This window comes from Novosphingobium sp. 9 (assembly GCF_025340265.1).
Taxonomy (GTDB): domain Bacteria; phylum Pseudomonadota; class Alphaproteobacteria; order Sphingomonadales; family Sphingomonadaceae; genus Novosphingobium.
This window is the reverse complement of sequence record NZ_CP022707.1, coordinates 2470176-2494286: the sequence shown is the minus strand read 5'-3', so window position 1 is coordinate 2494286 and position 24111 is coordinate 2470176. Positions and strand designations below refer to the sequence as shown.

General features: G+C 62.9%; 17 protein-coding genes and 3 pseudogenes. 13 read left to right on the top strand and 7 right to left on the bottom strand.

Annotated elements, in window-relative coordinates:
• Positions 1 to 19: 19 nt before the first annotated feature.
• From CI805_RS12210 to CI805_RS12195, 4 genes are read right to left on the bottom strand one after another with little or no spacing between them, the layout of a single operon-like run.
• Positions 20 to 805 carry a hydrolase 1, exosortase A system-associated gene (locus CI805_RS12210; RefSeq protein WP_260923661.1) on the bottom strand — a complete coding sequence of 262 codons (786 nt, stop codon included), beginning with the start codon at positions 803 to 805 and terminating at the stop codon, positions 20 to 22.
• Complete coding sequence (locus CI805_RS12205; RefSeq protein ID WP_313958497.1) at positions 802 to 1479, bottom strand: hypothetical protein; 678 nt, start codon at positions 1477 to 1479, stop codon at positions 802 to 804. Before CI805_RS12205 ends, CI805_RS12210 begins: the two co-directional genes overlap by 4 nt.
• A 4-nt stretch (positions 1480 to 1483) precedes the next feature.
• Positions 1484 to 1747: a phosphopantetheine-binding protein gene (locus CI805_RS12200; RefSeq protein ID WP_260927964.1), complete on the bottom strand. Its 264-nt coding sequence runs from the start codon at positions 1745 to 1747 to the stop codon at positions 1484 to 1486.
• A gap of 58 nt (positions 1748 to 1805) precedes the next feature.
• Complete coding sequence (locus CI805_RS12195) at positions 1806 to 2825, bottom strand: GNAT family N-acetyltransferase (RefSeq protein ID WP_260923659.1); 1020 nt, start codon at positions 2823 to 2825, stop codon at positions 1806 to 1808.
• A 39-nt stretch (positions 2826 to 2864) separates the two neighbouring features.
• On the opposite strand from CI805_RS12195, the gene CI805_RS12190 reads away from it, so the two are divergent.
• The 13 genes and pseudogenes from CI805_RS12190 to CI805_RS12130 all read left to right on the top strand — a co-directional run bounded on the left by CI805_RS12190 (position 2865) and on the right by CI805_RS12130 (position 21264).
• A complete protein-coding gene (locus CI805_RS12190; RefSeq protein WP_260923658.1) occupies positions 2865 to 4397 on the top strand; it encodes an acyl-CoA ligase (AMP-forming), exosortase A system-associated in 1533 nt (510 codons plus the stop codon).
• Positions 4394 to 5619, top strand: a pseudogene (locus tag CI805_RS12185) (pyridoxal-dependent decarboxylase, exosortase A system-associated). The gene CI805_RS12190 and the pseudogene CI805_RS12185 overlap by 4 nt, the downstream one beginning before the upstream one ends.
• A gap of 160 nt (positions 5620 to 5779) precedes the next feature.
• Positions 5780 to 6424, top strand: a complete 645-nt coding sequence (locus tag CI805_RS12180; RefSeq protein ID WP_260923656.1) for an XrtA/PEP-CTERM system exopolysaccharide export protein — start codon at positions 5780 to 5782, stop codon at positions 6422 to 6424.
• A 25-nt stretch (positions 6425 to 6449) separates the two neighbouring features.
• Positions 6450 to 7973, top strand: a complete 1524-nt coding sequence (locus CI805_RS12175; RefSeq protein ID WP_260923655.1) for an XrtA system polysaccharide chain length determinant — start codon at positions 6450 to 6452, stop codon at positions 7971 to 7973.
• An 8-nt stretch (positions 7974 to 7981) separates the two neighbouring features.
• A complete protein-coding gene (locus CI805_RS12170; RefSeq protein ID WP_260927963.1) occupies positions 7982 to 9004 on the top strand; it encodes a capsular biosynthesis protein in 1023 nt (340 codons plus the stop codon).
• The gene (locus CI805_RS12165; protein ID WP_260923654.1) at positions 9001 to 10737 is read left to right on the top strand and encodes a preprotein translocase subunit YajC; all 1737 of its coding nucleotides are present in this window, start codon (positions 9001 to 9003) and stop codon (positions 10735 to 10737) included. Before CI805_RS12170 ends, CI805_RS12165 begins: the two co-directional genes overlap by 4 nt.
• A gap of 20 nt (positions 10738 to 10757) precedes the next feature.
• On the top strand, positions 10758 to 11984 hold the full coding sequence (locus CI805_RS12160; RefSeq protein ID WP_260923652.1) for an XrtA/PEP-CTERM system-associated ATPase: 1227 nt from the start codon (positions 10758 to 10760) through the stop codon (positions 11982 to 11984).
• Positions 11985 to 12013: 29 nt separating this feature from the next.
• The gene (locus tag CI805_RS12155) at positions 12014 to 12904 is read left to right on the top strand and encodes an XrtA system polysaccharide deacetylase (protein ID WP_260923643.1); all 891 of its coding nucleotides are present in this window, start codon (positions 12014 to 12016) and stop codon (positions 12902 to 12904) included.
• Positions 12901 to 13983, top strand: a complete 1083-nt coding sequence (locus CI805_RS12150; RefSeq protein ID WP_260923642.1) for a FemAB family XrtA/PEP-CTERM system-associated protein — start codon at positions 12901 to 12903, stop codon at positions 13981 to 13983. Before CI805_RS12155 ends, CI805_RS12150 begins: the two co-directional genes overlap by 4 nt.
• A gap of 19 nt (positions 13984 to 14002) precedes the next feature.
• Positions 14003 to 15286: a TIGR03087 family PEP-CTERM/XrtA system glycosyltransferase gene (locus CI805_RS12145; RefSeq protein WP_260923641.1), complete on the top strand. Its 1284-nt coding sequence runs from the start codon at positions 14003 to 14005 to the stop codon at positions 15284 to 15286.
• Positions 15273 to 16838, top strand: a complete 1566-nt coding sequence (gene xrtA, locus CI805_RS12140) for an exosortase A (protein ID WP_313958496.1) — start codon at positions 15273 to 15275, stop codon at positions 16836 to 16838. The genes CI805_RS12145 and xrtA overlap by 14 nt, the downstream gene beginning before the upstream one ends.
• A 10-nt stretch (positions 16839 to 16848) precedes the next feature.
• Positions 16849 to 18743, top strand: a pseudogene (locus tag CI805_RS12135) (XrtA/PEP-CTERM system amidotransferase).
• A 217-nt stretch (positions 18744 to 18960) separates the two neighbouring features.
• Positions 18961 to 21264 carry an EAL domain-containing protein gene (locus CI805_RS12130; protein WP_260923640.1) on the top strand — a complete coding sequence of 768 codons (2304 nt, stop codon included), beginning with the start codon at positions 18961 to 18963 and terminating at the stop codon, positions 21262 to 21264.
• 369 nt (positions 21265 to 21633) lie between these two features.
• Here the strand turns inward: CI805_RS12130 and zapE are convergent.
• The 3 genes and pseudogenes from zapE to CI805_RS12115 form a co-directional block, all read right to left on the bottom strand.
• Positions 21634 to 22751 (bottom strand): annotated as a pseudogene (zapE, locus tag CI805_RS12125) (cell division protein ZapE).
• Complete coding sequence (locus CI805_RS12120) at positions 22748 to 23101, bottom strand: PaaI family thioesterase (RefSeq protein ID WP_260923639.1); 354 nt, start codon at positions 23099 to 23101, stop codon at positions 22748 to 22750. The pseudogene zapE and the gene CI805_RS12120 overlap by 4 nt, the downstream one beginning before the upstream one ends.
• Before the next feature lie 120 nt (positions 23102 to 23221).
• Positions 23222 to 24004, bottom strand: coding sequence for a succinate dehydrogenase iron-sulfur subunit (locus CI805_RS12115; protein WP_260923638.1), 783 nt, complete (start codon positions 24002 to 24004; stop codon positions 23222 to 23224).
• Positions 24005 to 24111: the final 107 nt, after the last annotated feature.

Below are 24111 nucleotides of genomic sequence, written 5' to 3'. Positions count from 1 at the left end.
CGACAGAAACGCTAAAATATCAGGCGCGCAGGGCTTCCAGAACCTGCGCGCCGTACCAGTCGAGCGCGCCGGGTTCCACGAAGCTGTGCGTCGCCTCCGGGTGGATGCGGATACGCGGATCGTCCTTGTCCCACCGCGACAGGAAAGCCCCGCCGGTGCGGTCCCGCCCCGCAACGGGGAACAACACCTTACCTTCGAAGGAGCCGAGCCCTTGACGCATCGTCTCCAGAAGACCTGAAACGGGCGGTGGCGGGGCAGGGCGCACGGCGCTTTTGAGGCTGCGGAACAGCTGGATCAGCGAGACCTTGTTGGTCAGCAGACGCCGCAAGGCGGCAGGATCGGCAAGACGCTTGCGATAATGTGCGCGCACCTGTTCGGCGGGCACGTCGTCTGCCGCGTCGTCCTCGAAAGTCCACGGGTTGGACAGCACGAGCGCGTCAAACCCTGCGCCACCGGTCAGCATCAGGGCGCTGGCCGCGTCGCAGTTGCCCAGTGCGACCACGCGGTTCAGGCCGGGACACAGCTCGCGGAAAGCGGCGAGAGCGGCGGCGATGTCAGGTCCGCTGGCGCGAAATCCGCCGTTAGCCCCTTCGCTGTCAGCCACGCCGCGACGGTCGAAGCGCAGCACGGCAAAGCCCTCGCCGGCGATCCGTTCGGCCATGAGCGCCTGCCCGTTCCAGGCCCCGGCACGGGTCTCGTTGCCGCCGCTGACGATCAGCAGGCCACGGGTGGCGCGGGCATCGCCGTCGAGCGTGCAGACGAGCCGGTCGCCTTCGCACAGGAAACTGGAATGCGCGCGGATCATGGAGCGAGGCTCGCCGTGATCAGTCGCGCGAGAGCCGCCGACTGCGACGCATCCTCACCCGGCTCCGCCCGAAGCCAGAGTCCGGGGCCGCCCAACGCCTCCTGCGTGATGATCTCGGCCTGTTCGGACGGGATCATCGGCTCGAAATGGTGATAGAAGTCAGCGCCAAGGCTATAGCCTGCCAGCACAATCCCGTTCGCCTCGGCTTGCGCCGCCAGACCTTCGCGCGTTTCCTCAGCGCCATTCTCGCGAGAAGCGAGCATTCGTGCCCGCAGCAACTGGCGCAGGATCGAGGCTGCCTTGAGCGGTGCGTAGTGCAGGCATGGCAGCGTATCGGGCGTGAACAGGCAGCCGCCGCGCAGGCCCAGCGCATGGGTGGCGCCGAAGTGAACCGCCGCCGCGCGCATCGCGTCGATCCAGTCGGTCGGGTCCTGAATGGAAAGCGCCTGAAGGCTTTCGTTGCTGCCGGGATAGTCGGGCAGGAAGCTGTCGACGCCCTCCAGATCGAGGCGGCGCATCAGTTCCACCGTGAAGCGGCGCAGCTTGTTGCCTTCGTCGAGCAGCGCGGGGGCGATCAGCAGGCGGTGCGCGCGGTCACGATCGAAAGCGAGAGCGTATTCATGGAAAGTGCCGCCGGCGGGCAGTGGACAGGGCCAACTCGTCGGCGTCACCATGCCGTTATCCCGCTTGTCGCTTGTCGGCGACGAACGCCTTGAGCGCGCCGAAGGTTTCGAGCATCTCGCCGTCGATCTCGTCATCCTCGATGATGATGTCGAAGCGGTCTTCCAGTTCGGTCAGCAGCCCGGCCACGGCCATGGAATCGAGTTCCGGCAATTCGCCGAACAGTCCGCTGTCGTCGGTGAAGCTGTCGGCCTGGCCCTGCTTGAGCCCGAGAACATCGGTCAGGATGCCTCGCAGGCGCAGGTCGGTATCGTCGGTCATGGCCCTCTCGGTATCTGTTATCATGGGAGAGTTTCCCGCAAAGGATTGGGCACGCGCTCTACCTGCGCTTTGCGGCGCGGGCAAGGCTGTGCGCGGCGTCGCCCGCGAAACGCCGTGCCATGACGGGCCAGTTGGCGGGATGGCCGGGGCGCAGCATGTCGAGGCGATAGCGCGGGCGCACCGTCTCCATCCAGTCGCGCTTGTAGGGATTGTCGCCGGTGCCGAAGTCGATGTCGGTGACGCGATCTTCGTCGATGACATGGCGGAACAGGGCGGCGCTCAGCACCGAGCCGGGAGACGTCGCCTTGGCGCTTTCGCGATGGGCGAGCTTGTGGATGAAGGCCGTGCCGCCTTCCACCGTCCACATCTGCGCGGCAACGGGTTCGCCCTCGACGAAGGCGATGCCGAAGCGAAGCCTTCCTGCGGCGCCCTCGGCCTCGGCGAACGCGCGCAGGAAGGCGGGCGAGCCTTCCGCAGGCTTCCAGCTTTCGGCGTAGATGTCTTCGTAAGCGGTCCATAGCACGGCGTCGAAATGGGTGAGGACGCGGGTCTCGACCTTGCCGCTCTTGCGCTTGAGCGTGGTGCGGAGCTGGCCGGGGCGGGCGGCAAGATAGGCGGCATAATCGCGGCCATCGAGGGCGAGCACGTGATTGACGTCGCAAGGCTCACTGCGGACGTGCCAGCCTGCTTCACGGAACGCGGTTGCGATGAGGGCGGCCGAGCCGTCCTCTCCGGGGATACCGGACAGGATGACGCGATGGGCCTTTCGGGCCAGATCGCGGGCGATCCGCGTCAGCAGGCGTTCGGGCGAAGGGCCTGCCAGCAGCGGGCGAAAGCGGAAGGTGTACCAGTTGGCGAGCGCCTGCGGGTGGGGCAGGGCATCGGTCAGCGGCAGCGCGGCAAGGCCATCTTCATCGCGCGCCACGACCAGTAGCGGGCGCAGGCCGCAATGCGCTTCGAGCCCTGCAAACCATGCGATCCTGTCGAAGGGCGCGCATGCCGCCGCATCGAGCACGCCGCCAAGCTGTGCATCCGATTGGACTTCCTTAAGATCGCGATGGTATTCGATGCCCGTCACGTGATCCTATCCACCTCTTGCGGAGCCCCGCGTCAAGCCATGCCAGCGCCCGAAACCGCCTCTGCCTTGCCGCTCGACCATCTGGCCCTGCGCGGCGAGGACGACGCCGAAGCTCTCGTGCTGCGCGAAGGGCCTCTAACCTACAAGGCCTTAAGAACGCGTGTCGCTCGTCTGGCCGGGTGGCTGGCGCGCGAGGTGCCCGAAAAGGGCGCGAGAGTGGCGACATGGGCGGCGAAAGGCGAACTGACGTGCCTGATGCCGCTCGCCGCCGCGCGGGCAGGGCTTGTCCATGTCCCCATCAACCCGCTGCTCAAGCGCGCGCAAGTGGCGCATATTCTTGCCGATTCGGGCGCATTGCTGCTGATCGGTACGCCCGCGCGTCTTGCCGGGCTGGAGCCGGGCGATGTGCCGTCCGTCTGCCGCCTGATGGCCGAGCAGGAGGCGCTGGAGGCGGCAGGTGAGGCAGACCTTGCCCTGCCGTCGTCCAGTGCGAACCCTGACGATCTGGCCGCGATCCTCTACACCAGCGGATCGACCGGGCGACCCAAGGGCGTGATGCTCAGCCATGCCAACATGTGGCTGGGCGCGGAAAGCGTGGCGGGATACCTTGGCGTCACGCCGCAGGATCGCGTGCTGGGGGTGATGCCGCTCTCGTTCGATTACGGTCAGAACCAGTTGCTCTCCACATGGTATGCGGGCGCCTGCGTGGTGCCGCTCGACTATCTGGTGCCGCGCGATGTGATGAAGGCGGTGGACCGCCACGGCATCACCTCGCTGGGTGCGGTGCCGCCGCTCTGGGTGCAGTTGTGCGAGGTGGACTGGCCGGAGGCGATAGCGGCAAAGCTGCGGCGGCTCACGAACACCGGCGGCGCGCTGACGGTCGATCTGGTGAAGCGCATGCGCTCGCTGTTTCCCCAGGCGCGACTTTTCGCGATGTACGGGCTGACCGAGGCGTTCCGCTCGACCTATCTCGATCCCGCCCTGATCGACACACACCCGACGTCGATGGGCAAGGAAATCCCCCATGCCGAGATCCTCGTGATCGACGATGCAGGGCAGGTCGCGGCGGACAATGTGGAAGGCGAGCTCGTCCATTCCGGCCCGCTGGTCGCGCATGGTTACTGGCAGGATGCGGAGCGCACTGCCGAACGTTTCAAACCGGCACCGATGGCATCGCGCTATGGCGGGATGGCGGTGTGGTCGGGCGACCGGGTGCGGCGCGATGCGGACGGTCTGCTCTATTTCGTCGGGCGACGCGATGCGATGATCAAGAGTGCGGGCAACCGCATCAGCCCGCAGGAGGTGGAAGATGCGGCGCTCGCCACCGGGCTGGTCGCCGAAGCGGTGGCGCTGGGCATCCCCGATGCGAGGCTCGGCCATGCGGTGCATCTGGTGGTTCGGGCTGCTCCGGGCGTTGCGACGGAGCATGCCGAGGCTGAACTGCCCAAACGGCTTGCGCGTGATCTGCCCAATTTCATGCAGCCAAGGGTACTTCACTGGCGCGCGGCGATGCCGATCGGCCCCAATGGCAAGATTGACCGAACCGGTCTGTTTCAGGAGATTTCGGCATGAAGGCGCTGGGGCCGATCCCTGCGGGATATGAGGCGATCGATGGGGTACTGGCTGTCGCCGGGCGCCCGGTAACCGACTGGGTTCGGGAGGCCGGGCGCACGCCGCTGTTCCTCTATTCCGCCGATCTCGTCCGCAGCCGGATCGCGCAGCTACGTGCCGCCATGCCGGAGCGGCTGGCACTGCATTATGCGGTGAAGGCCAACCCTTTCACGCCCTTGCTGGCGATGATGGACGGGCTGGTCGACGGGTTCGACATCGCCTCGGGCGGAGAGCTTTCCATCGTCACGGGAGCGGGGATCGATCTGCGCCGCGTCAGCTTCGCCGGTCCCGGCAAGCGCGACGAGGAACTGGAGGCGGCAATTTCCGCCGGCGTGACGCTGAACCTCGAATCGGAGGCTGAGGCGCGTCGTGCGCTGATGATCGGTGAGCGGCTGGGCATCGCGCCGCGTCTGGCGATCCGGGTCAATCCATCGTTCGATCTCAAGGGTTCGGGCATGAAGATGGGCGGCGGCGCCAAGCCCTTCGGCATCGATGCCGAGCGGGTGCCCGCACTCGCGCGCCTGATCGTCGATAGTGGCGCCGAGTGGCGTGGCTTTCACATCTTTGCAGGCAGTCAGGCGCTCGATGCCGAGGCGATTGCCGCCACGCAGTTGCAGACGCTCGAGCTCGCCGCTGCGCTGGTCGAAGAAGCAGGCGTCGACCTGCCGCACTGCAATCTGGGTGGCGGTTTCGGCATTCCCTATTTCCCCGGCGACGCGCCGCTCGACACGGTGCTGGTTGGCGAGCGGTTGGGTGAGGCCTTCGCGGCGCTGCCCGATGTGCTTCGCGATACCCAGTTCTGCATCGAACTGGGCCGCCATCTGGTGGGCGAGGCGGGGTCTATCTGACGCGAATCATCGATCGCAAGGTCAGCCACGGCGAAGTTTTCCTCATCACTGATGGGGGGCTCCATCACCAGTTAGCTGCCTCGGGCAACTTCGGAACGGTGGTGCGGCGCAATTATCCCAGCGCGATCGCGACACGCTTCGGCGCCGAGGTCGAGGAAGAGGCGAGCATCGTCGGATGCCTGTGTACGCCCTTGGACAAGCTGGCCGACAAGGGCGGTTTTCCGCGCGCGGATGTGGATGATCTGGCGGTGGTTTTCTGCGCTGGCGCCTATGGGGCAAGCGCCAGCCCTGCCGCTTTCCTGGGGCAGGGCGCTGCCGTGGAGATGCTGGTCTGATCCGTGTCTGATCGCAGTCCCGTTTCGGGACTGCTGCTCGAATCTCGCTTCAAGACTAACGCAATGTTCACCCTTTTCCCTGATATTCAGGGGGAACTTGTCATCGCATGGGCGGCTTTCTGACGCTTGTGATTAACGATGACGCTGAGGGAAGTCCTGCATGCCGCGCAACCGTTTTGCCTCCATCCTTGCCGCCAGCGCGCTTGCCAGCACGGCGCTGACCGGGTGTGCGACGACGGCCAAGGCGCCGCAGCTTCCGCCTGCCTCCTTCGTGGCGATGCAGGAAGGGCCGGGCGAGGAATACCGCATCGGGCCGCTCGACAACCTGACGATTTTCGTCTGGCGCAACCCCGAATTGAGCGCGAAAGTGCAGGTTCGCCCTGACGGCCGCATCACCACGCCGCTGATCAGCGACATGCCTGCCGTCGGCAAGACTCCGGCGATGCTGGCCGAGGATATCCGTCTGCAACTGTCGCAATATATCGAGGATCCGCTGGTCTCGGTGATCGTGGACAGCTTCTCGGGCACGTTCAGCCAGCAGATTCGCGTTGTCGGGGCTACCGAAAAGCCCGCCTCCATTCCCTACCGCGCGAACATGACCGTGCTCGACGCGATGATCGCGGTGGGCGGCCTGTCGGAATACGCAGCGGGCAATCGCGCGCGGCTGATCCGGTTCGACAAGACCAGCGGCAAGCAGAAGGAATATGCGCTGCGCCTCAGCGATCTGCTCAAGAAGGGTGACAGCAAGGCCAACGTCATGCTTCAGCCGGGCGATGTGATCATCATCCCCGAGAGCATGTTCTGAGCTGGGCGCGGGTCAGGGGTAGGCGATGAACGCTCTTCAGGAACAGATCCTCAGCGCATTGCACAGCGTGTGGACGCGGCGCTGGATTGCGCTGGCGCTGGCCTGGGCGATCTGTCTGCTCGGCTGGCTGGCCGTGGCGATGGTGCCCAACAGCTATCAGTCGCAGGCGCGGATTTTCATCCAGCTGGATGACGCACTGGCCGAGCAGGTGGGCATCGGTGTTGCCGACAAGAAGCGCGATATCGACCGCATCCGCCAGACGCTGACCAGCGCCAAGAACCTTGAGAAAGTGGTGCGTGCAACGCGCCTTGGCGATACGATCACCAGCCCCAAGCAGATGGAATCGGCGGTGCTGACGCTCGCCAACAACGTCTCGGTCGTGGCGCAGCAGGACAACCTGTTCCAGATCACCGCGACGGCCAGCTACAGCTCGTATTCGGATGCCGAGAACGCGCAGCTGGCGCAGGACATCGCGCAGAAGATGATCGACATTTTCCGCGAAGAGAACCTCGCGGGCAATCGCGGTGACATGGTCGAGACGCTGGAGTTCGTGAACCGCCAGCTGGATCAGCGCGAAAAGGAACTGGAAGCTGCGGAATCGAAGCGTACCGCGTTCGAGGCCGCGCATCCCGAGATGGTACAAGGCGGCGCCGCCGTCGTGCAGAACCTCGAAAACGCCCGCTCGAACCAGCGCGATATCGACGCCGATCTGACGGCTGCACAGAGCGCGCTGGCGGCCATCACCGGCCAGCTTGCCAGCACGCCGCGCACGCTTCCGGGCGGCAGCGTGGGCAGTGCGTCCGGCGCGCTGGCGCAGGCGGAGGCGAACCTGTCCTCGATGAAGGCGCGCGGGCTGACCGACAGCCACCCTGACGTGATCGCGGCGAAGAACCAGATCGCGGCCCTGCGCGGGCCTGCGGCTGCCGAAAAGGCATCGGGCGGCGGTGGTGTGCCCAACCCGGCCTATGCCTCGCTCGAATCGATGCGCGCAGACCGCGAGGCGACCGTGCAAGCGCTGATCTCGCGCCGTGCCGGTGTGCAGTCCGAAGTGGCGCAGCTTCAGGCCTCGTCGATCCAGGACCCGGAACTCGCCTCCGAGGCACAGCGCATCAGCCGTGACTATGACGTCCTTCGCGACCAGTACGACAAGCTGCTGCAGGATCGCGAGGAACTGCGTCTGCGCGGTGAGGTGAAGACCGAGCGCGAAGCCGTGAAGTTCGAGGTGGTCGATCCGCCGACGACGCCGCGCACGCCGGTTGCGCCCAATCGTCCGATCCTGCTTATCGGCGTGCTGATCGCGGGGCTGGGCGGTGGCTGCGCGGGTGCCTTCATTCTCAGCCGTCTGCGTTCGGTCTATTCGACCACGGCGGCGCTGGAGCGTTCCACGGGCCTGCCGGTGCTGGGGGCGATCTCGCGTAATCTCACCGAAACGGCACGTTTGCAGCGCAACCGTCGTTTGAAGTACTTCTATGGGGCGACAGTCGCACTGGGCGGACTGTGCTTCGTGCTGCTGGCGGTGGAATTCATCCAGCGCGGCATGGTGGCGTGAGCGAAGCGATGAACGAGCACAGCAGGATCCCGATGTCCGAAGACCACGAAGGGCCCAAGGCCGAAGGCGAATCGCTGATCGAGCGGGTGGCCGGTCATTTCGACCTCAACAGCTATCTGACGCGCCCGGTCGCGGTGCCGCCTGCGCCTGTTGCCAAGGTGCCCGCAGAACCTGTGGCGGAGCCCGTTCAGGCGACGCCGGTCGAAGCCACTCCCGCTCCCGCTCCCGCTCTAGGCGAGATTTCGCCGGTCGCGGAGGATGCGGGAATTGCCTTCAATACTCCGCCGCATTTCTCGGAAGTGCGCCATCCGGTCGACCGCGAGAAACTTCGCGAACAGGGGCTGATCGTACCGGAAGGCGCCGTGACTGCGCTTCTGGAGGAGTTCCGCATCGTCAAGCGCCAGTTGCTTGTCCACGCCGCCGATCTGCGCCGCCAGAAGGCAGGCGGCGCGGCGCAGCGCGTGCTGGTCTGCTCGCCGCATCCGGGCGAGGGCAAGACCTACTGCTCGCTCAACCTCGCGCTGTCGATCGCCGCGGAAACCGAGAGCGAAGTGCTGCTGGTCGATGCCGATTTCGCCAAGCCCTCGATCCTCTCGGCGCTGGGTCTGCCCGGTGGTCCCGGCCTGATGGACGCGGTGATGAACGAGGATGCGGACGTTGCCGACTTCGTGCTGGGCACCGATATTCCGGGGCTCTGGGTGCTGCCCGCAGGCGACGCCAGCAGCCACGACAGCGAATATATCTCCTCCTCGCGCACGGCACGCGTGCTGGACCGGCTGACCGAGCATGCGCCGCACCGCATCGTGATCTTCGATTCCTCGCCCGTTCTCGCCGCCTCGACCGCGCCGGAACTGGCGAAGTATGTCGGCCAGACGATGATCGTCGTGCGCGCCGACAGCACGGGGCAGGGCGCGTTGGAAGACGCGATCTCGCTGCTGTCGGCCTGCCCGAACATCCAGTTGCTGCTCAACGCCGCGCAGTTCAGCCCCAGCGGGCGCAAGTTCGGCACCTATTACGGGTACACCGGATGATGCGCGCGAACGGGGGGACATATACGGCGAAGATGCTCGCGCTGGCAGGCGTGGCGGCGCTTGCTTTGCCGCAGGCTGCCGGTGCGCAGACAATGGGCTACGATTCGGTCGGCACATCGTCCGGGCCGGGTGGCGAGCCGGCGGACGTGGGCGCGACACGCAGCGAAAAGCGCGCGGCCCGTGCGGCGGATGACAAGGGACGCAAGGTCCAGATCACGCCCTACATTGAGATCGACCAGATCGTGAACGCACAGTTCGCACCCGTCGATGACGTGCTGACCTATACGCAGGCCGCTGTCGGTGCCGATGCCAGCATCACGGGTCGCAGAAACGGTCTGGCGGCGTCGGTGCGGTACGAGCACCACTTCGGCTGGAGCAAGAACGCCTCCGATGGTGATGCGGTGAGCGGCCTTGTGCGTGGATACACCACGCTGGCCCGCGGACTGACGCTGGAGGCGGGCGGTCTCGCCACCCGTGCGAGCGTGACGGGCGGCACCGCAATTTCCAGCGGTATCGCCGACAGCCTTGGCAATACCGATATCTATTCGGTCTATGCGGGGCCTTCCTATACCTCGCGGATCGGCGATCTCGATCTCTCCGCCAACTATCGCATCGGCTATACCAAGGTCGGGCAGAGCAATGCCTATCGCGCCAGCGCGGACAGCCCTCTGGTCGATGTGTTCGACAAGAGCCGGACGCAGATGGCCGATCTGGAGGCGGGCTTTGCACCGGGCACCATTGCGCCTGTCGGGCTGGGTGTCGGCGGCACGTTCTACCAGGAGAACATCTCCAACCTCGACCAGCGTGTGCGTGATATCCAGGTGCGCGGCATCGTGACCGTCCCGGTCAGCCGCACGGTGCAGATGACCGGTTCGCTCGGCTACGAAGACGTGACGATGGGCAACCGCGATGCCGTCTACGACGCTAACGGCAATCCCGAAATCGACAGCCACGGACGCTACGTTACCGACAAGTCCAGCCCGCGCGTGCTGTCCTACGATGTGACCGGCCTGACCTGGGATGTCGGCGTGATGTGGCGGCCCAGTCCGCGGACCTCCGCCAGCGCGCATATCGGGCGTCGCTATGGCAGCACCAGCTTCGGTGGGATGTTCGCCTATGCGCCCAATGATCGCAGTTCGCTGAACATCTCGGTCTACGACAACGTCGCCGGGTTCGGTGGCCAGCTTGATCGCACGCTGGACAGCCTGCCGGATGATTTCACCGTCATTCGCGATCCGGTTACGGGCGAATTGCAAGGCTGCGTGTCCTCGGTCGACGGCGGCACCTGCCTTTCCGGGGTGCTGGGATCGGTGCGCTCTTCCACGTTCCGCGATCGTGGTATCATGGCAAGCTACGGCTGGCGCTTCGGCAGGCTGGGCGCGGGGCTCGCGGCAGGGTATGATCGCCGCAACTACATCGCTGCTCAGGGCACGATTCTGGCGTCGGCGGATGGCGTGATCGACGAGAATACGTGGATCAACGCCTATGTGAATGGCCAACTCGGCACGAATGCGGGCTGGTCTGCCACGGCCTATGTCAACTGGCTGACGAGCACGGACGCGATCGATTCGGACTCGACCGGCTACGGCATCACCGCCGCCTACTACCGCCTGCTGACCGAGCGCCTGCGCGCCACGGCAGCGCTTTCACTGGACGGGATCACCCGCAAGGATCCCTCCATCGACGATATCTGGTCCGCGTCCGCCCTGGTGGGCGTGCGCTACAGTTTCTAAGGCCCGAGGAGGGACGACGTATGTTCGATGACTTCTACAGGCTCAATGGCCGGCCCTTCCAGCTGACGCCTGATCCTGCCTTCTTCTTCGAGAGCCAGACGCACCGCAAGGCGCTGTCCTATCTCGGCTACGGTCTTGCGCAAGGCGAAGGTTTCGTGGTCATCACCGGCGAGGTCGGCGCGGGCAAGTCCACGCTCGTCGCCTATCTGATGGACACCATCGATCCGGCGCGGCTGACGGTGGGGCACATCGTCACCAGCGCACTGGACGGCGAAGAGATCGTCCATGTCGCCGCGCAGGCCTTCGGGCTGCGGGTGGCAGGGCATGACAAGGCTTCGGCGCTGGGCGCGGTGGAGGCCTTCCTCCATGCAGAGGCCCGCGCGGGCCGTCGCTGCCTGCTGATCGTGGACGAAGCGCAGAACCTCTCGGTCACGGCGATCGAGGAGCTGCGCATGCTCTCGAACTTCCAGCTCGGCTCACACCCGCTGCTGCAGACGCTGCTGCTGGGCCAGCCCGAGTTCCGCCACACCCTGCTGGAAAGCCCGCATCTGGAGCAGCTTCGCCAGCGCGTGATCGCCACGCATCATCTGGGCGCGATGCAGCCCGGCGAAGTGCGCGGCTATATCGAACACCGTCTTTCGCGCGTCGGCTGGCAGGGCAACCCGGACATCGACCCGGATATCTATCCCGCGCTGCACGAGGCGACCGGGGGCATCCCGCGCCGGATCAATCAGGTGGTCAACCGCCTGTTGCTGCTGGGTGCGGTCGAGCGTCGCAACCGGATCGAGACGACGATGCTCGATCAGGTCATGGCCGAACTCGATGCCGATGGCACCCGCTCGCTGGTGACGCCGGTGGCAGAGCAAGTCGCGCCGCTGGCGGCCCCTCTGGCCGCGATGCCGGAAGCTGCACCCGCCCCGTATCAGGCCGCGCCCGTCATACAGGGCCTCGATCAGGCTGCGGCGATTGCGTTGATCGAGAACGCCTTGGCGCAGCGCGATTCGCAGATCGAGGAACTGCATCACGCGGTGGCCGATCTCGCCTCCGCCGCGCAGCAGCGCGAGGCCGACGCAGCGGCAGGCAATGCGCAGGCCGTGGCCGCGCTTGAAGCCCAGTTGGCGGCAGCCAAGGTACACACCGAGAAGCTGGAAGCACGCCTTGCCGAGCAGGAACGCACCATGCGCCACATGCTCACCATGCTGATCGAATGGTTCGAAGGCAGCGAAGGCCAGCGGGTCGCCGCCTGACCGTTAGGCTTTCGAGGGAGTTTGCAGCCATGCAGCCGAACCGGCCGGTGAACGGGCTTTCGGTCGACGTCGAGGACTGGTTTCAGGTCGGCGCCTTCGAGAAGGTGATCGACAAGGACAACTGGCCGTCGCTGGAAGATCGTGTCGAGCGCAATTGCGATGCGGTGCTGGCGCTGTTCGACGAGGCGGGCGTGAAGGGCACGTTCTTCACGCTGGGCTGGGTGGCGCAGCGCCATCCGCAGATGATGCGGCGGATCGCCGAACAGGGGCACGAGATCGCCAGCCACGGCTGGTCGCACGACCGCGTGTTCCGTCTTGGCGCCGAAGCTTTCGCAAGCGATATCGAGCGGGCGCGCAAGGTGCTGGAGGATAGCTCCGGCATGGCGGTGCGCGGCTATCGCGCGCCGAGCTTCTCCATCGACGCACGCACGCCCTGGGCGTTCGAGGTTCTGGCCGAGCAGGGCTATGCCTATAGCTCCAGCGTCGCGCCGGTGGTGCACGATCACTATGGCTGGCGCGAGGCGCCGCGCTTTGCATTCCAGCCGATCACGGGCAGCGATCTGGTCGAGATCCCGGTCACCACTGCGTTGCTGGGGCAGCGGCGACTGGCGGCAGGCGGCGGCGGTTTCTTTCGCGTGCTGCCCTATGGTTTTTCGCGCTGGGCGATCCGGCAGGTCAATGCGGGGAATGCCGCTGATGGCGTGCGCCCGGCGGTGTTCTATTTCCACCCGTGGGAAGTCGATCCCGGCCAGCCGCGCGTGGCCGAAGCGCCTCTGCGGTCCAAGCTGCGCCATTACACCAATCTCGACGCGATGGCGGGCAAGTTGCGCCGTCTGCTGAAGGACTTCGCCTGGGGGCGGATGGACGAACTTGCCGAACGCGAACGGCAGCGGGCCTCTGTCTTCGCGCAGGCGGCATGAACGCGTCGTTTCCATCCAGCGGAACGGTTGTGCGCCTTGCCGACCTTGGCGATGCGGCTGAGCGCGCGCGGATAGACCGCTTCGTGCTGGCGCATCCGCACAGCACGCCCTTCCATCGTCCCGCATGGTTCGTTTCGGTGGCACAGGCGACCGGCAATCGTGCCGATGCGCTGGTGCAGGAGCGTCAGGGCGAGATTGTCGCCCTATTGCCGCTCAACGCCATCCGCTCGCCCATCTTCGGCAATGTACTCGCCTCCAGCGGCTTTGCGGTCGGCGGGGGACTTCTCGCCATTGATGGGCTCGCCGATCCCGCGCTGATGTTTGCCGAGGCGCAGCGTCTGGCCGGACGCTACAAGTGCCCCACGATCGAACTGCGCGGTGGAAGTCTGCCGGAAGAGGGCGGCGAGGGCTGGTCTTTCAAGCACGGTGCCCACGGCAATTTCGCGCGCGTGCTCGAAGCGGATGACGAGGCGCAACTCAAGGCGATCCCGCGCAAGCAGCGTGCCGAAGTGCGCAAGGCGCTGGGCAACGATCTGGCGGTGGAAGTCGGCAGATCGGAACGGGATCGCGCGGCGCACTACCGCGTCTTTGCGGAGAGCTACCGCAATCTCGGCACGCCGGTGTTCCCGCGCAGGCTGCTAGACAGCGTGCTCGATGGCTTCGGCGAGGATGCCGATATCCTGACGGTGTGGTATCAGGGCGCGCCGGTGGCAGGCGTGCTGAGCGTGTACCATGGCGGCGCCGTCATGCCGTACTGGGGCGGCGGCACGCATGGCGCTCGCGCGCTGCGGGCAAATGACCGGATGTACTATGCGCTGATGAACCATGCCCGCGCGCGAGGCTGCACGCATTTCGACTTCGGCCGTTCCAAGGCGGACAGCGGAGCGTGGCACTTCAAGCGCAACTGGGGCTTCGAACCGGAACTGCTGACCTATGCCAGCTGGACGGCGCCGGGCGGCAAGGTGCGCGAGGCCGATCCCACCAGCGCCAAGCTGGCGATGCAGATCCGTGTCTGGCAGAAGCTGCCGCTACCGGTGGCCAACCTGCTCGGTCCGCTGATCGCACGGGGCATCGGCTAAGACGATGGCGGCTGAGACGATGGCGCCCGCGCGCTTCGCCGAGAGCGGCGAAATCCTTTTCCTGTCGCACCGCATTCCGTTTCCGCCGGACCGCGGGGACAAGATCCGCTCGCACCATGTCTTGCATGCGCTGGCCGCGCTGGCGCCGGTCCATGTCGGGACGTTTGCCGATGATCCGGAGGATCGCGCTTCGGAACAGGCGCTTGGCCTGCTCGCCCAAAGCTATTGCCTTGTCCCAAGGGTGCTGCCGTTACCGGTTGCCGGGGTTACGGCACTTGCGAGCGGCCGGCCGGTCAGCCTCACGGCTTTCGATCACGCCCGCTTGCGGACATACATTCGCCAGGTTCTCGATACGCGCCCGATAGCGGCGATTTACGTTTTTTCGAGTCAGATGGGGCAATATGTACCCGACGACTTTTCAGGCCGCGTGGTGATGGATTTCGTCGATGTCGATTCCGCCAAGTTCGACGCTTATGGAGAAAATCGCCGAAGCTTGCGCGCATGGATCGATCGGCGCGAAGGTCGACTGCTCAGGGCCGAGGAGGCCAGACTGGCCAGCCGAGCGGACGTTAGCCTGCTGATCAGTGATGCTGAGGCTGCCCTCTTTCGTTCGCGGCTACCCGGAGGAAGCCTGCACTCGCGGGTGCTGACAATGGGTAACGGCATCGACAACCTGTTGTTCTCGCCTGACGCCTGCGCGCCTGAGGTACAGATGCGTTCTGCCGGCGGTCCCAGGATCATCTTCACTGGTCAGATGGACTACGCACCCAATATCGCAGCGGCGATGCGTGCGGCTGGGCGTGTTCTGCCGCTGGTGCGTCGCAAACTTCCGGATGCGACACTTCATATCGTGGGGCGGGAGCCGCCTGCGGCGCTGCGCGCCCTGCACGGGCACGAGGGCGTGCATGTATGGGGGCGCGTGCCCGATATGCGTCCCTGGCTTCGCGGGGCGGATCTTGCGCTGGTTCCACTCGAGATCGCGCGGGGTGTGCAGAACAAGGTGCTGGAGGCCATGGCGATGGGGCTTCCCGTCGTGCTCACGTCCGGTGCGGCGACAGGTATAGACGCGCCGGACGATCATGCGTTCTGCATTCGGGACAGTGATCAGGCCATGGCAGATGCGGTGGTAAGTCTCTGGGAAAATAGCGCATCGCGTACAGAAATGGCGCTTGCCGCCCGGCGCTGGATCGCTACCCATGCGGGGTGGGAGGCAGCACTTGCGATACTCCCGGCCTGCCTTGGTGTGACTGGGCGTCAGGATGACGGAAATTTCTCTTGCGGAGCGCTCGATGGCGTCGCCTGATATTGTGATGCGTGTTCGCTCCGATCTTTCCAGTGATGCGCCCGCGCAACCGGATTGGCGTGCAGCCATTCAGCGTATCGGGCTGGTATGGCTGGGGTTGATTGCCGTGTTCTGGCCCGACTGGCTGGCCATGGTGCGGCAATGGTGGGATATTTCCACTTATAACCACGTGTTGCTGGTGCCGGTGATCCTGGGCTGGCTGGTCTGGCAGCGTAGTGGCCAGCTCATCCATCTACAACCGCGGGCGTGGTGGCCGGGGCTGGTGCCGCTGCTGTTGGCAGGGTTTCTCTGGCTGCTGGGCGCGATGTCGGGCCTGGATATCGCACGGCAGGCTGGCGCGGTTGGCCTGCTGATGGGCAGTGTGCCTCTGCTGCTCGGTCCTCAGGTTACGGCGGGCCTGTGGTTCCCGCTGTGCTACATGGTCTTTCTGGTTCCGGCAGGCGATGAACTCGTTGGCCCGCTCCAGACGATCACGGCCAAGATCACGGTCGCACTCACGCATCTGAGCGGTGTTCCCGCCGTTATCGAGGGCGTGTTCATCGATACGCCGGCCGGTTTGTTCGAGGTTGCCGAGGCCTGCTCAGGGGTAAAGTTCCTGATCGCGATGTTCGCGTTTGGCGTACTCGCTGCGAACGTTTGCTTTGTCAGTTGGCGACGACGGGCAGCGATGATCCTTGCCTGCATCATCGTGCCCGTGCTGGCCAATGGGGTGAGGGCCTGGGGCACGGTTTATGCCGCGCAGATCTTCGGCATCAAGGTCGCTGCGGGCATAGATCACATCATTTACGGCTGGTTCTTCTTCGCGATCGTTCTGGCGGTCGTAATCCTGTGCGCCTGGCGCTTTTTCGATCGCCATCCCGATGCAGGGATGATCTCTGTTTCAGAGATCGCTGACAGTCCTCTGATTGGGCGATTGCGCCGGTTCGAGGCGACAACGTGGAAGGCTCTGTTCGCCCTTGTTCTCGTCGTCGTTGGTTATCAGGCTTGGGCGTTTGGTGCGGATCAGGTCAGGGCACCGTTGCCTGCCCGGATCGATCTTCCCGCAGTGCCCGGCTGGCAACGTGTGAATTATGCGCCGCAGATATGGTGGTCGCCGCAGGCCGAAGGCGCAGAGCATCGTTTGCTGGGGCGGTATGCCAACGCTGCCGGGCAGCAGGTGGATGTCTTTATCGCGGTCTATGACAGCCAGGGGGAAGGGCGCGAGGCGGGGGGCTTCGGGCAAGGAGCGTTGATGCCGTCCAGTCCCTGGGCATGGCAGGACGATGTAGCGGGCCTGGATGGCGGAAAGGGAGAACAACTGCTTGGCGATGGGCGCGTGCAGCGTGTTGCGCAGACGTGGTATCGTACTGGCTCGTTGATGACGGGCAGCAATCTTCGCCTCAAGATCGAAGTGATCGCAGACCATCTTTTGCTGCGCGACAGGCCGACATCTCTGCTTATCCTTTCTGCCGAGCAGTCGCGCGGGCGCGACGGCAATGCGGCCATTACGGCATTTGCGCGATCCGCCGGTCCGCTCGACCTTTGGGTCGACCGGATTGCAGGCCTGCGATAGGGCGTTCGATATGTGTGGCATTGCGGGCATCTATCATTTGGGAACGCCGAAGCCGGTCGATCCGGCAAGGATCGAACTCATGTGCGATGCACTTGCACATCGAGGCCCGGACGGACAAGGCATCTGGACGGCCCCGGTGTTGGGCTTGGCCATCGGCGCCTGTCGATCATCGATGTCGCTGGCTCGCCCCAGCCGATGGCGTCAGCCGACGGTCGAGCGATGCTGGTCTTCAACGGCGAAATCTACAATTACCGGGAATTGCGTGCAGAACTGCGTGATCTGGGCGCCGTGTTCCATACGGATGGCGATAGCGAGGTCATTCTCGCGGCCTGGCAGCGTTGGGGAGCGGACTGCCTGTCGCGACTGCATGGCATGTTCGCCTTTGCGATCTATGACCTTCAGAATCGTTCCTTGTTTCTTGCGCGTGATCGACTGGGCGTTAAGCCGCTTTACATGGCTCAATTGAGCGATGGCAGCCTCGCCTTCGCCTCGGAGCTCAAGGGTTTGCTGGCACACCCTTCGCTGCGTCGTGAGGTGGATCCACTGGCGGTGGAGGATTATCTCACCTGGGGCTATGTGCCCGATGGCCGCTGTATCGTGAAGGACGTCGTCAAGCTTGCCGCCGGCCATTATGTTCTTCTGGAACACGATAAGCCGATGCCGGCACAGCGAGAATGGTGGGACATTTCCTTCGCGGGGCGCCGGAAAGGCAAGCCCGACGATCTTGCCGAAGAACTGCGCGAATTGATGCGTCAGGCGGTTGCGTCTCGCATGGTGGCCGATGTCCCGCTTGGTGCGTTTTTGTCGGGCGGCGTGGATAGTTCAAGCGTAGTCGCGCTGATGTCTGAAATGAGCGGGCAGCCCGTAAAGACCTGCTCGATCGGCTTCGATGTCAGATCTCTCGACGAGAGCGGCTATGCAGCGGAAATCGCGCGGCTGTTCTCAACCGATCATCACGCCCGCAAGGTATCTCCCGATGATTTCGGTGCGATCGATGCTCTGGCGGGCATGTTCGATGAGCCCTTTGCAGATGCATCTGCGCTGCCGACCTGGCGAGTGTGTCAACTGGCGCGTGAGACGGTGACGGTGGCATTGTCGGGCGATGGGGCGGACGAAGCCTTGGCAGGGTACCGGCGTCATGTCTTTCACCACGCCGAGGAGCGGGTGCGTTCATGGCTGCCGGGTGCGCTTCGGCGACCGGTCTTTGGTTCGCTTGGAGCCCTTTACCCGAAGGCAGACTGGGCGCCCAGGGCCCTGCGTGCGAAGACGACGTTGCTGGCCTTGGCCGCTGACTCGGACGATGCTTATGCCCGCGCACTGGCGGTGAGCACGATGGACGGGCGTGATGCGCTGCTCAGTCCGGCGTTCAAAGCATTGCGCGGCGAATACCGTGCGGAACACGCACTCATGCAGACAATGCGTGCTGCGCCTGCGCGCTCGGCGCTTGACCGAGCGCAGTATGCGGATCTGAAATTCTGGCTCCCCGGTGACATTCTCACGAAAGTGGATCGGACTAGCATGGCCGTTAGTCTGGAAGCACGCGAGCCGTTGCTGGATCATCGACTGCTTGAATTCGCAGCGGTGCTACCGGAATCTCTGCGGGTCCGTCGGGGGCAGGGCAAATGGTTGATGAAGCATGCCATGCGTAACGATCTGCCGAATCACGTTCTGATGCGCCCCAAGCAGGGCTTCGTGACGCCTATTGCTCAGTGGTTTCGCGGACCGCTGGCCTCGGTTGTACGCGGATTGAGCGATAACGCGGCTCTGGTCCGGACCGGCTGGTTCGAGATGTCTCACCTTCGCGCCATGGCGGAGGCTCATATTTCCGGGCATTTCGATCATTCTCGTCAACTGTGGCAGTTGCTTATGTTGGAAAAATCGCTGAGCCGGCTATTCGCGATCTGATCGCGACACTGGGCGTCCTCGCAAGGGGAAATGCTCGCCAGCGCGTTAACTACACCGATTCTTAGGAACTTTGCCGTAAGTCGAGCCTGTCTAGCGTTATCGCAAGGGCCGACATGATCGTTTGGAATTCCTGTTTTGAACAAAATCCGGTTGCCGTTTTCAAGGCGGGATCGGTGCTGTTCGCGCGAGAGGCTGAGTGCACCTGCGGAGGTGGCCGGTGATTTCTTCACTACGCCAATTCATCCGCGGCTTCTGGCGCAATGCCCGTACCCGTATTCTTATGTGGGCGACGCTCACAGGGGTTCTTTGCGGCCTGACTGGAATCGGGCTGCCGGTCGAAGACATCCTGATCAATGCACGTAATTATCTGAGGCTTCATCCGTCAAAGGGTGACATCGTGATGGTGCTTCAGGATAGCCGCACGTTGCAGAAACTGGATGCGATGGACGTGTCTCGTGCCGATGATGCCAAGGTCCTGGACAACTTGTTCAAGGCGGGCGCACGGCGCGTATTTTTTGACCGCGCGCTCTCGTACTATGACTCGACTGCAGCCAACAAAGTTTTCATCGACTCTCTGCAGCGGCATAGCGGTAAGGTTTACCTTGGTGCGATGCCCAGCAGCGATGGAACGGGCGGCAATTATGCTGCTATGCTCCCTGCTAAGCCCTTTCGGGATCGCGCAGAAATGGTTTCACTGTTGGCTGCCCATCATCCCTTTAACCTTGGGATGAGTTTGCCCTATTCCTCGAATAGCCCGGTAGGTAACATTCCTGCGCTGGCAGCAAAAATTGCTGGCGTTCACGGTGGTACTGGTGATGTATTTAGGCCGGATTACTCTATAGATCACAAGACAATTCCGGCTTTGAGCTATATAGATGTTGAAAAAGGTGTTTTTTCTGGTTCTGTTGTGAATGGAAAAGATGTAATTATTGCGCCTGGGGCAATAAATTACAACGATCTACATCCTCTTGCTGGGCAGGGGTTTGTTGCTGGGGGCTATTTCCACGCTATTGCCGCTGAGACGCTCGAGCGCGGCCTTCCTGTTAATCTCGGATGGCTGCCACCATTTTTAATCGTACTGGCAATATTGGTTACGGGCCTGAAGCGAGGCCAAGTGCTGGATGTGTATCGCTTCAGCGGGTTGACGGTTGTTCTAATCGCCGCGCCGTTTGTATTGGATTTCATCCGTATAGAGGTTGCTGTATTTCCGGCGCTCGCCTGCGCTAGTGTGGCGGTGTTCCGGATGCGAAACCTTGACCGGGTCGAGGTTGCTGGTGAGACAAACCTTGGCTCGGGCCTGCCCAGTGTTCATGCGCTGCGTAATTCAGCCGCTCGCTCGGGGCACATCCTGGTGGCGCTCAAAATTCGCAATTACGGGGCGATCATTGGCAGCTTCTCGGAGAAAGTCGAAGCGCAACTCGCTGATGAAATCGTTCGTCGCATCCGGATCAGTGACAGCGAGGCTGAGATATATCACGAGGGCGGCATGTTCATGTGGCTGTCGTCCATCAGTCAGGCTTTCGATATTTCGGAAAATCTGGAAGGGCTTCATCGCATTGTCCAGAACGGGATCCGTGTCGGAGGTCTTGATGTAGATCTCTCGTTCAACTGTGGGATCGACTCCGAATTTGATCGCCTGTTGTCGAGCCGGGTTGCAGGCGCCATGCAGGCCGCAGAAGAGGCCGTGCGCAATGATGAGTTGGTTTACCACAGCCAGGGAGAGAAGCAGGAGTCGCAATGGGAGATCTCATTGCTCACCTCGCTTGATCGCGCGATAGATAACGGTGAGGTCTGGGTCGCCTATCAGCCGAAGTTTGACCTTCGCTCAAATCGGGTATGTGGTGCAGAGGCGCTTGTCCGCTGGACTCATCCCGTGCGCGGCCCGATCGGCCCGGACAAATTCATTCGTATCGCTGAGGAATTCCATCGGATCGAGCGCATAACGCGCTTCGTGCTCGATGACGCAGTGCGGTGTGCAAAGGCGCTTGAGGTAGAGGGCCATGACATGGCCATAGCCGTGAATATCTCGGCGCAGCTGCTGCGTAATCCCGGTTTGCCGAACATGATCGGTCAGGCACTGGAGGCGCATGACCTGTCTCCAGACAGGCTCGTTCTTGAAATTACGGAGACAGATCGCCTCGATCGCACGTCAAAGACGTTCCAGATGTTGCAGCGCCTTGTTCAGATGGGGCTGAGACTCTCTATCGATGACTTCGGCACCGGAAACGCGACGATTGATTACTTGCGCTATCTGCCGGCGAGCGAAGTCAAGATCGACAAGGTTTTCGTTTCCGCAATGGAGACCAGCAAGGAAGACCTGCTGCTTGTGCAGTCGATCATCGAGATGGCGCACTCGCTTGACCGCACTGTGGTTGCGGAAGGGGTGGAAACGGCAGTGGTGCTGGAGATGCTTCGCGCACGGGGTTGTGACCTTGTGCAGGGCTACCACATAGGACGTCCTGTCCCATTCCGGGATTTTCAGACGCAGATCGGCCAGGAAGGCGCGCGTCGGACTGGTTAATATTTTCTTGAGAGATCGTTAACTCATTGTTATCCATGTGCACAGCCGCGGGGAAACGCGGCGGTTCACATGGGAAAATGATATGTACACTTGGATGTGGGGTGGCCTCGGCCGCTAATCGTCATCGTTCGTTATGACGAACGAGAGTCGATCGTATGGTAAATACGAATATAAAACGCGCGCCTGGTACTATACCGAGCGCGCGTTTTTGTATTTCTATTATGTGAATAATGGAACTTATGCGTGGAGAATACATTCGCCTGAAGCGAATATAGCTCTTTGAGTGGCTATTTTGTTGGCTTTGGGTCCCTGCAAAACAAGTCTTTTGTTGATTTGCAGTCTGACCGATTCGGGGCGTTTGTCAGTATTTTACTCGTCGCCGTGGCCTTTTGAGAGGTAATCGGCGCTCTGCATCTCGTTCAGGCGGCTGATCGTCCTGTCGAATTCAAATCGTCCCGTGCCTGCCTGGTAAAGATCTTCAGGTGCAGCATCGGCGGCTGTGATGAGCTTTACGTGATGCTCGTAAAGTGCATCGATCAGCGTCACGAACCGGGCGGCCTCGTTCCTGCGATCCGGGCCCATTTGCGGGATGCCGACAAGAATGACGGTGTGGTAGGCTCGCGCGATCGCCAGATAGTCAGACGCACCGCGAGGCTCTCCGCACAAGCGCTTGAAGCTGAATACGCCAACGCCTTTCAGGCTCTTGGGAACGTGGAGCATACGGCCGCCGCCGACATCGAGCTCCGCTGAAGGTACGTGCTCGGCATCTTCGGGAGGATAGTCGGTAAGGCGATAAAAGGCTTCGCGCGTCTGTTCCGTCGCCGGCTCGCCGAGCGGCATGTGCCATGTGGCCATACCTCCCAAGCGCTGGAGCCTGTAGTCCGTTGGACCATTGAGTGTCAGAACGTCAAGCTCGGTCTCGATCAGCTTGATAAAAGGCAGGAAATGTTCGCGGTTCAACCCGTCTTTATAGAGCTGTGAGGGCGCGCGGTTGGATGTGGTGACAATCGTCACGCCTTCATGGGCGATCAACTGCGTGAACAGGCGGCTCATGATCATGGCGTCGGCAGAATTGTTTACCACCATTTCGTCGAACGCAAGGCAGCGCAGGTTGCGAGCGATTGCAGCGGCAACGGGGGGGATCGGATCTCCGGACTCGTTCTTCCTTTCCTCTCGAAGCCGTTCGTGAACTTCCAGCATGAATGCATGGAAGTGAACACGACGCTTTTCCGGAATGTCGAGCGTGTCATGGAAAAGATCCATCAGCATCGATTTGCCGCGGCCCACCCCACCCCACATGTATACCCCGCGAGGCGAGGGGGCTTGCGGCCAAGCAGCTTGCCAAAGAAGGCGCCGCCACCAGGCTTCGCGCGGTAGAGTTCGCTCTGAAGGCGATCCAGTCGCTCTGCCGCAGCAGCTTGTTCCGAGTCGACCCGAAGTTCCCCGGTTGCGACCAGTGTTTCGTATCTTTCGTACATTCCAGTCATGGGCGTGGAGACTTACGTAGAGTTGCCAGGAAGCTGGACACAAGGTGTTCGCCTTGTTCCACGCTGCCGCGAAGAAAGATCAGGCGCCCTGTTTCTCGGACGACCTCGCTGACGACATCGAGAGGCTCTCCCAGGCGGCCCGTGCCGACAAACTGGTTGTGAAGGTCCAGAGTGACTGCGCCCTCGGCACGTTCTTCAAGTAGCGAACGTGCTGCGGCGAAAATGCCCATATCGATGAGGGTGAGAATGGCGCCACCATGAATGTTGCCGTGAGAGTTGCCGAGATGAGGCGCGGTGGCAGGTATTCTCAGGCGTATCTGTTCATGGCTATCGTGGCGCAGTTGGAGCACGCCCAAAGCATGAACCCCAAATCGAGATGTCTCAATAGGCCAGTCCAGCCAAGCGTCGGACGCCGGCTGGACTGAAGTGTGATCGCTATTGTGCAAGGCAATCGGTCCGCAGACCAGGCGTCAGACCTGTCGTTCTGCCTGCATCTTCTTGATCTCGGCGATGGCGCGCGCGGGCGAAAGGCCCTTGGGGCACACATTCGCGCAGTTCATGATCGTGTGGCAGCGATAAAGGCGGAACGGATCTTCCAGCTCGTCAAGGCGCTCACCGGTCATCTCATCGCGGCTGTCGGCCAGCCAGCGATAGGCCTGAAGCAGGATAGCCGGGCCCAGGAACTTGTCAGAGTTCCACCAGTAGCTGGGGCACGACGTGGAGCAGCAGGCGCACAGGATGCACTCGTAGAGGCCATCCAGCTTTTCGCGCTGCTCGGGGCTCTGCAAGCGCTCCTTGCCCGAAGGCGTGGTTGAAACCGTCTGCAGCCAGGGACGGATCGAGGCATACTGCGCATAGAAATGCGTGAAGTCGGGAACGAGGTCCTTGATCACGTCCATGTGCGGCAGCGGGGTGATACGGATATCGCCCTTGAGGTCTTCGATGGCCGTGGTGCAGGCGAGGCCGTTGGCGCCGTTCATGTTCATGGCGCACGAACCGCAGATACCTTCACGGCACGAACGACGGAACGTCAGCGACGGGTCCATCTCGCTCTTGATCTTGATGATTGCGTCGAGGACCATCGGCCCGCAATTGTCGAGGTCGATCTCAAAGGAGTCATAGCGCGGATTCTCGCCGGAGGCGGGGTCATAGCGATAGACGGTGAACTTCTTCACGCGCGTCGCGCCTTCGGCCTTGTGGACGTTGCCCTTCTTGCGAATCTTGCTGTTGGCCGGGAGGCTGAAGGTCGCCATGAACAAATCCCCATTATCTTGCGTTGGGCCGAAGCCGCGTATGTTTATCCTCCCTCTAGCGATTCAGCGGCCGGGGGCAAGGGGGAGAGGCCCTTCAGGCATGTTGA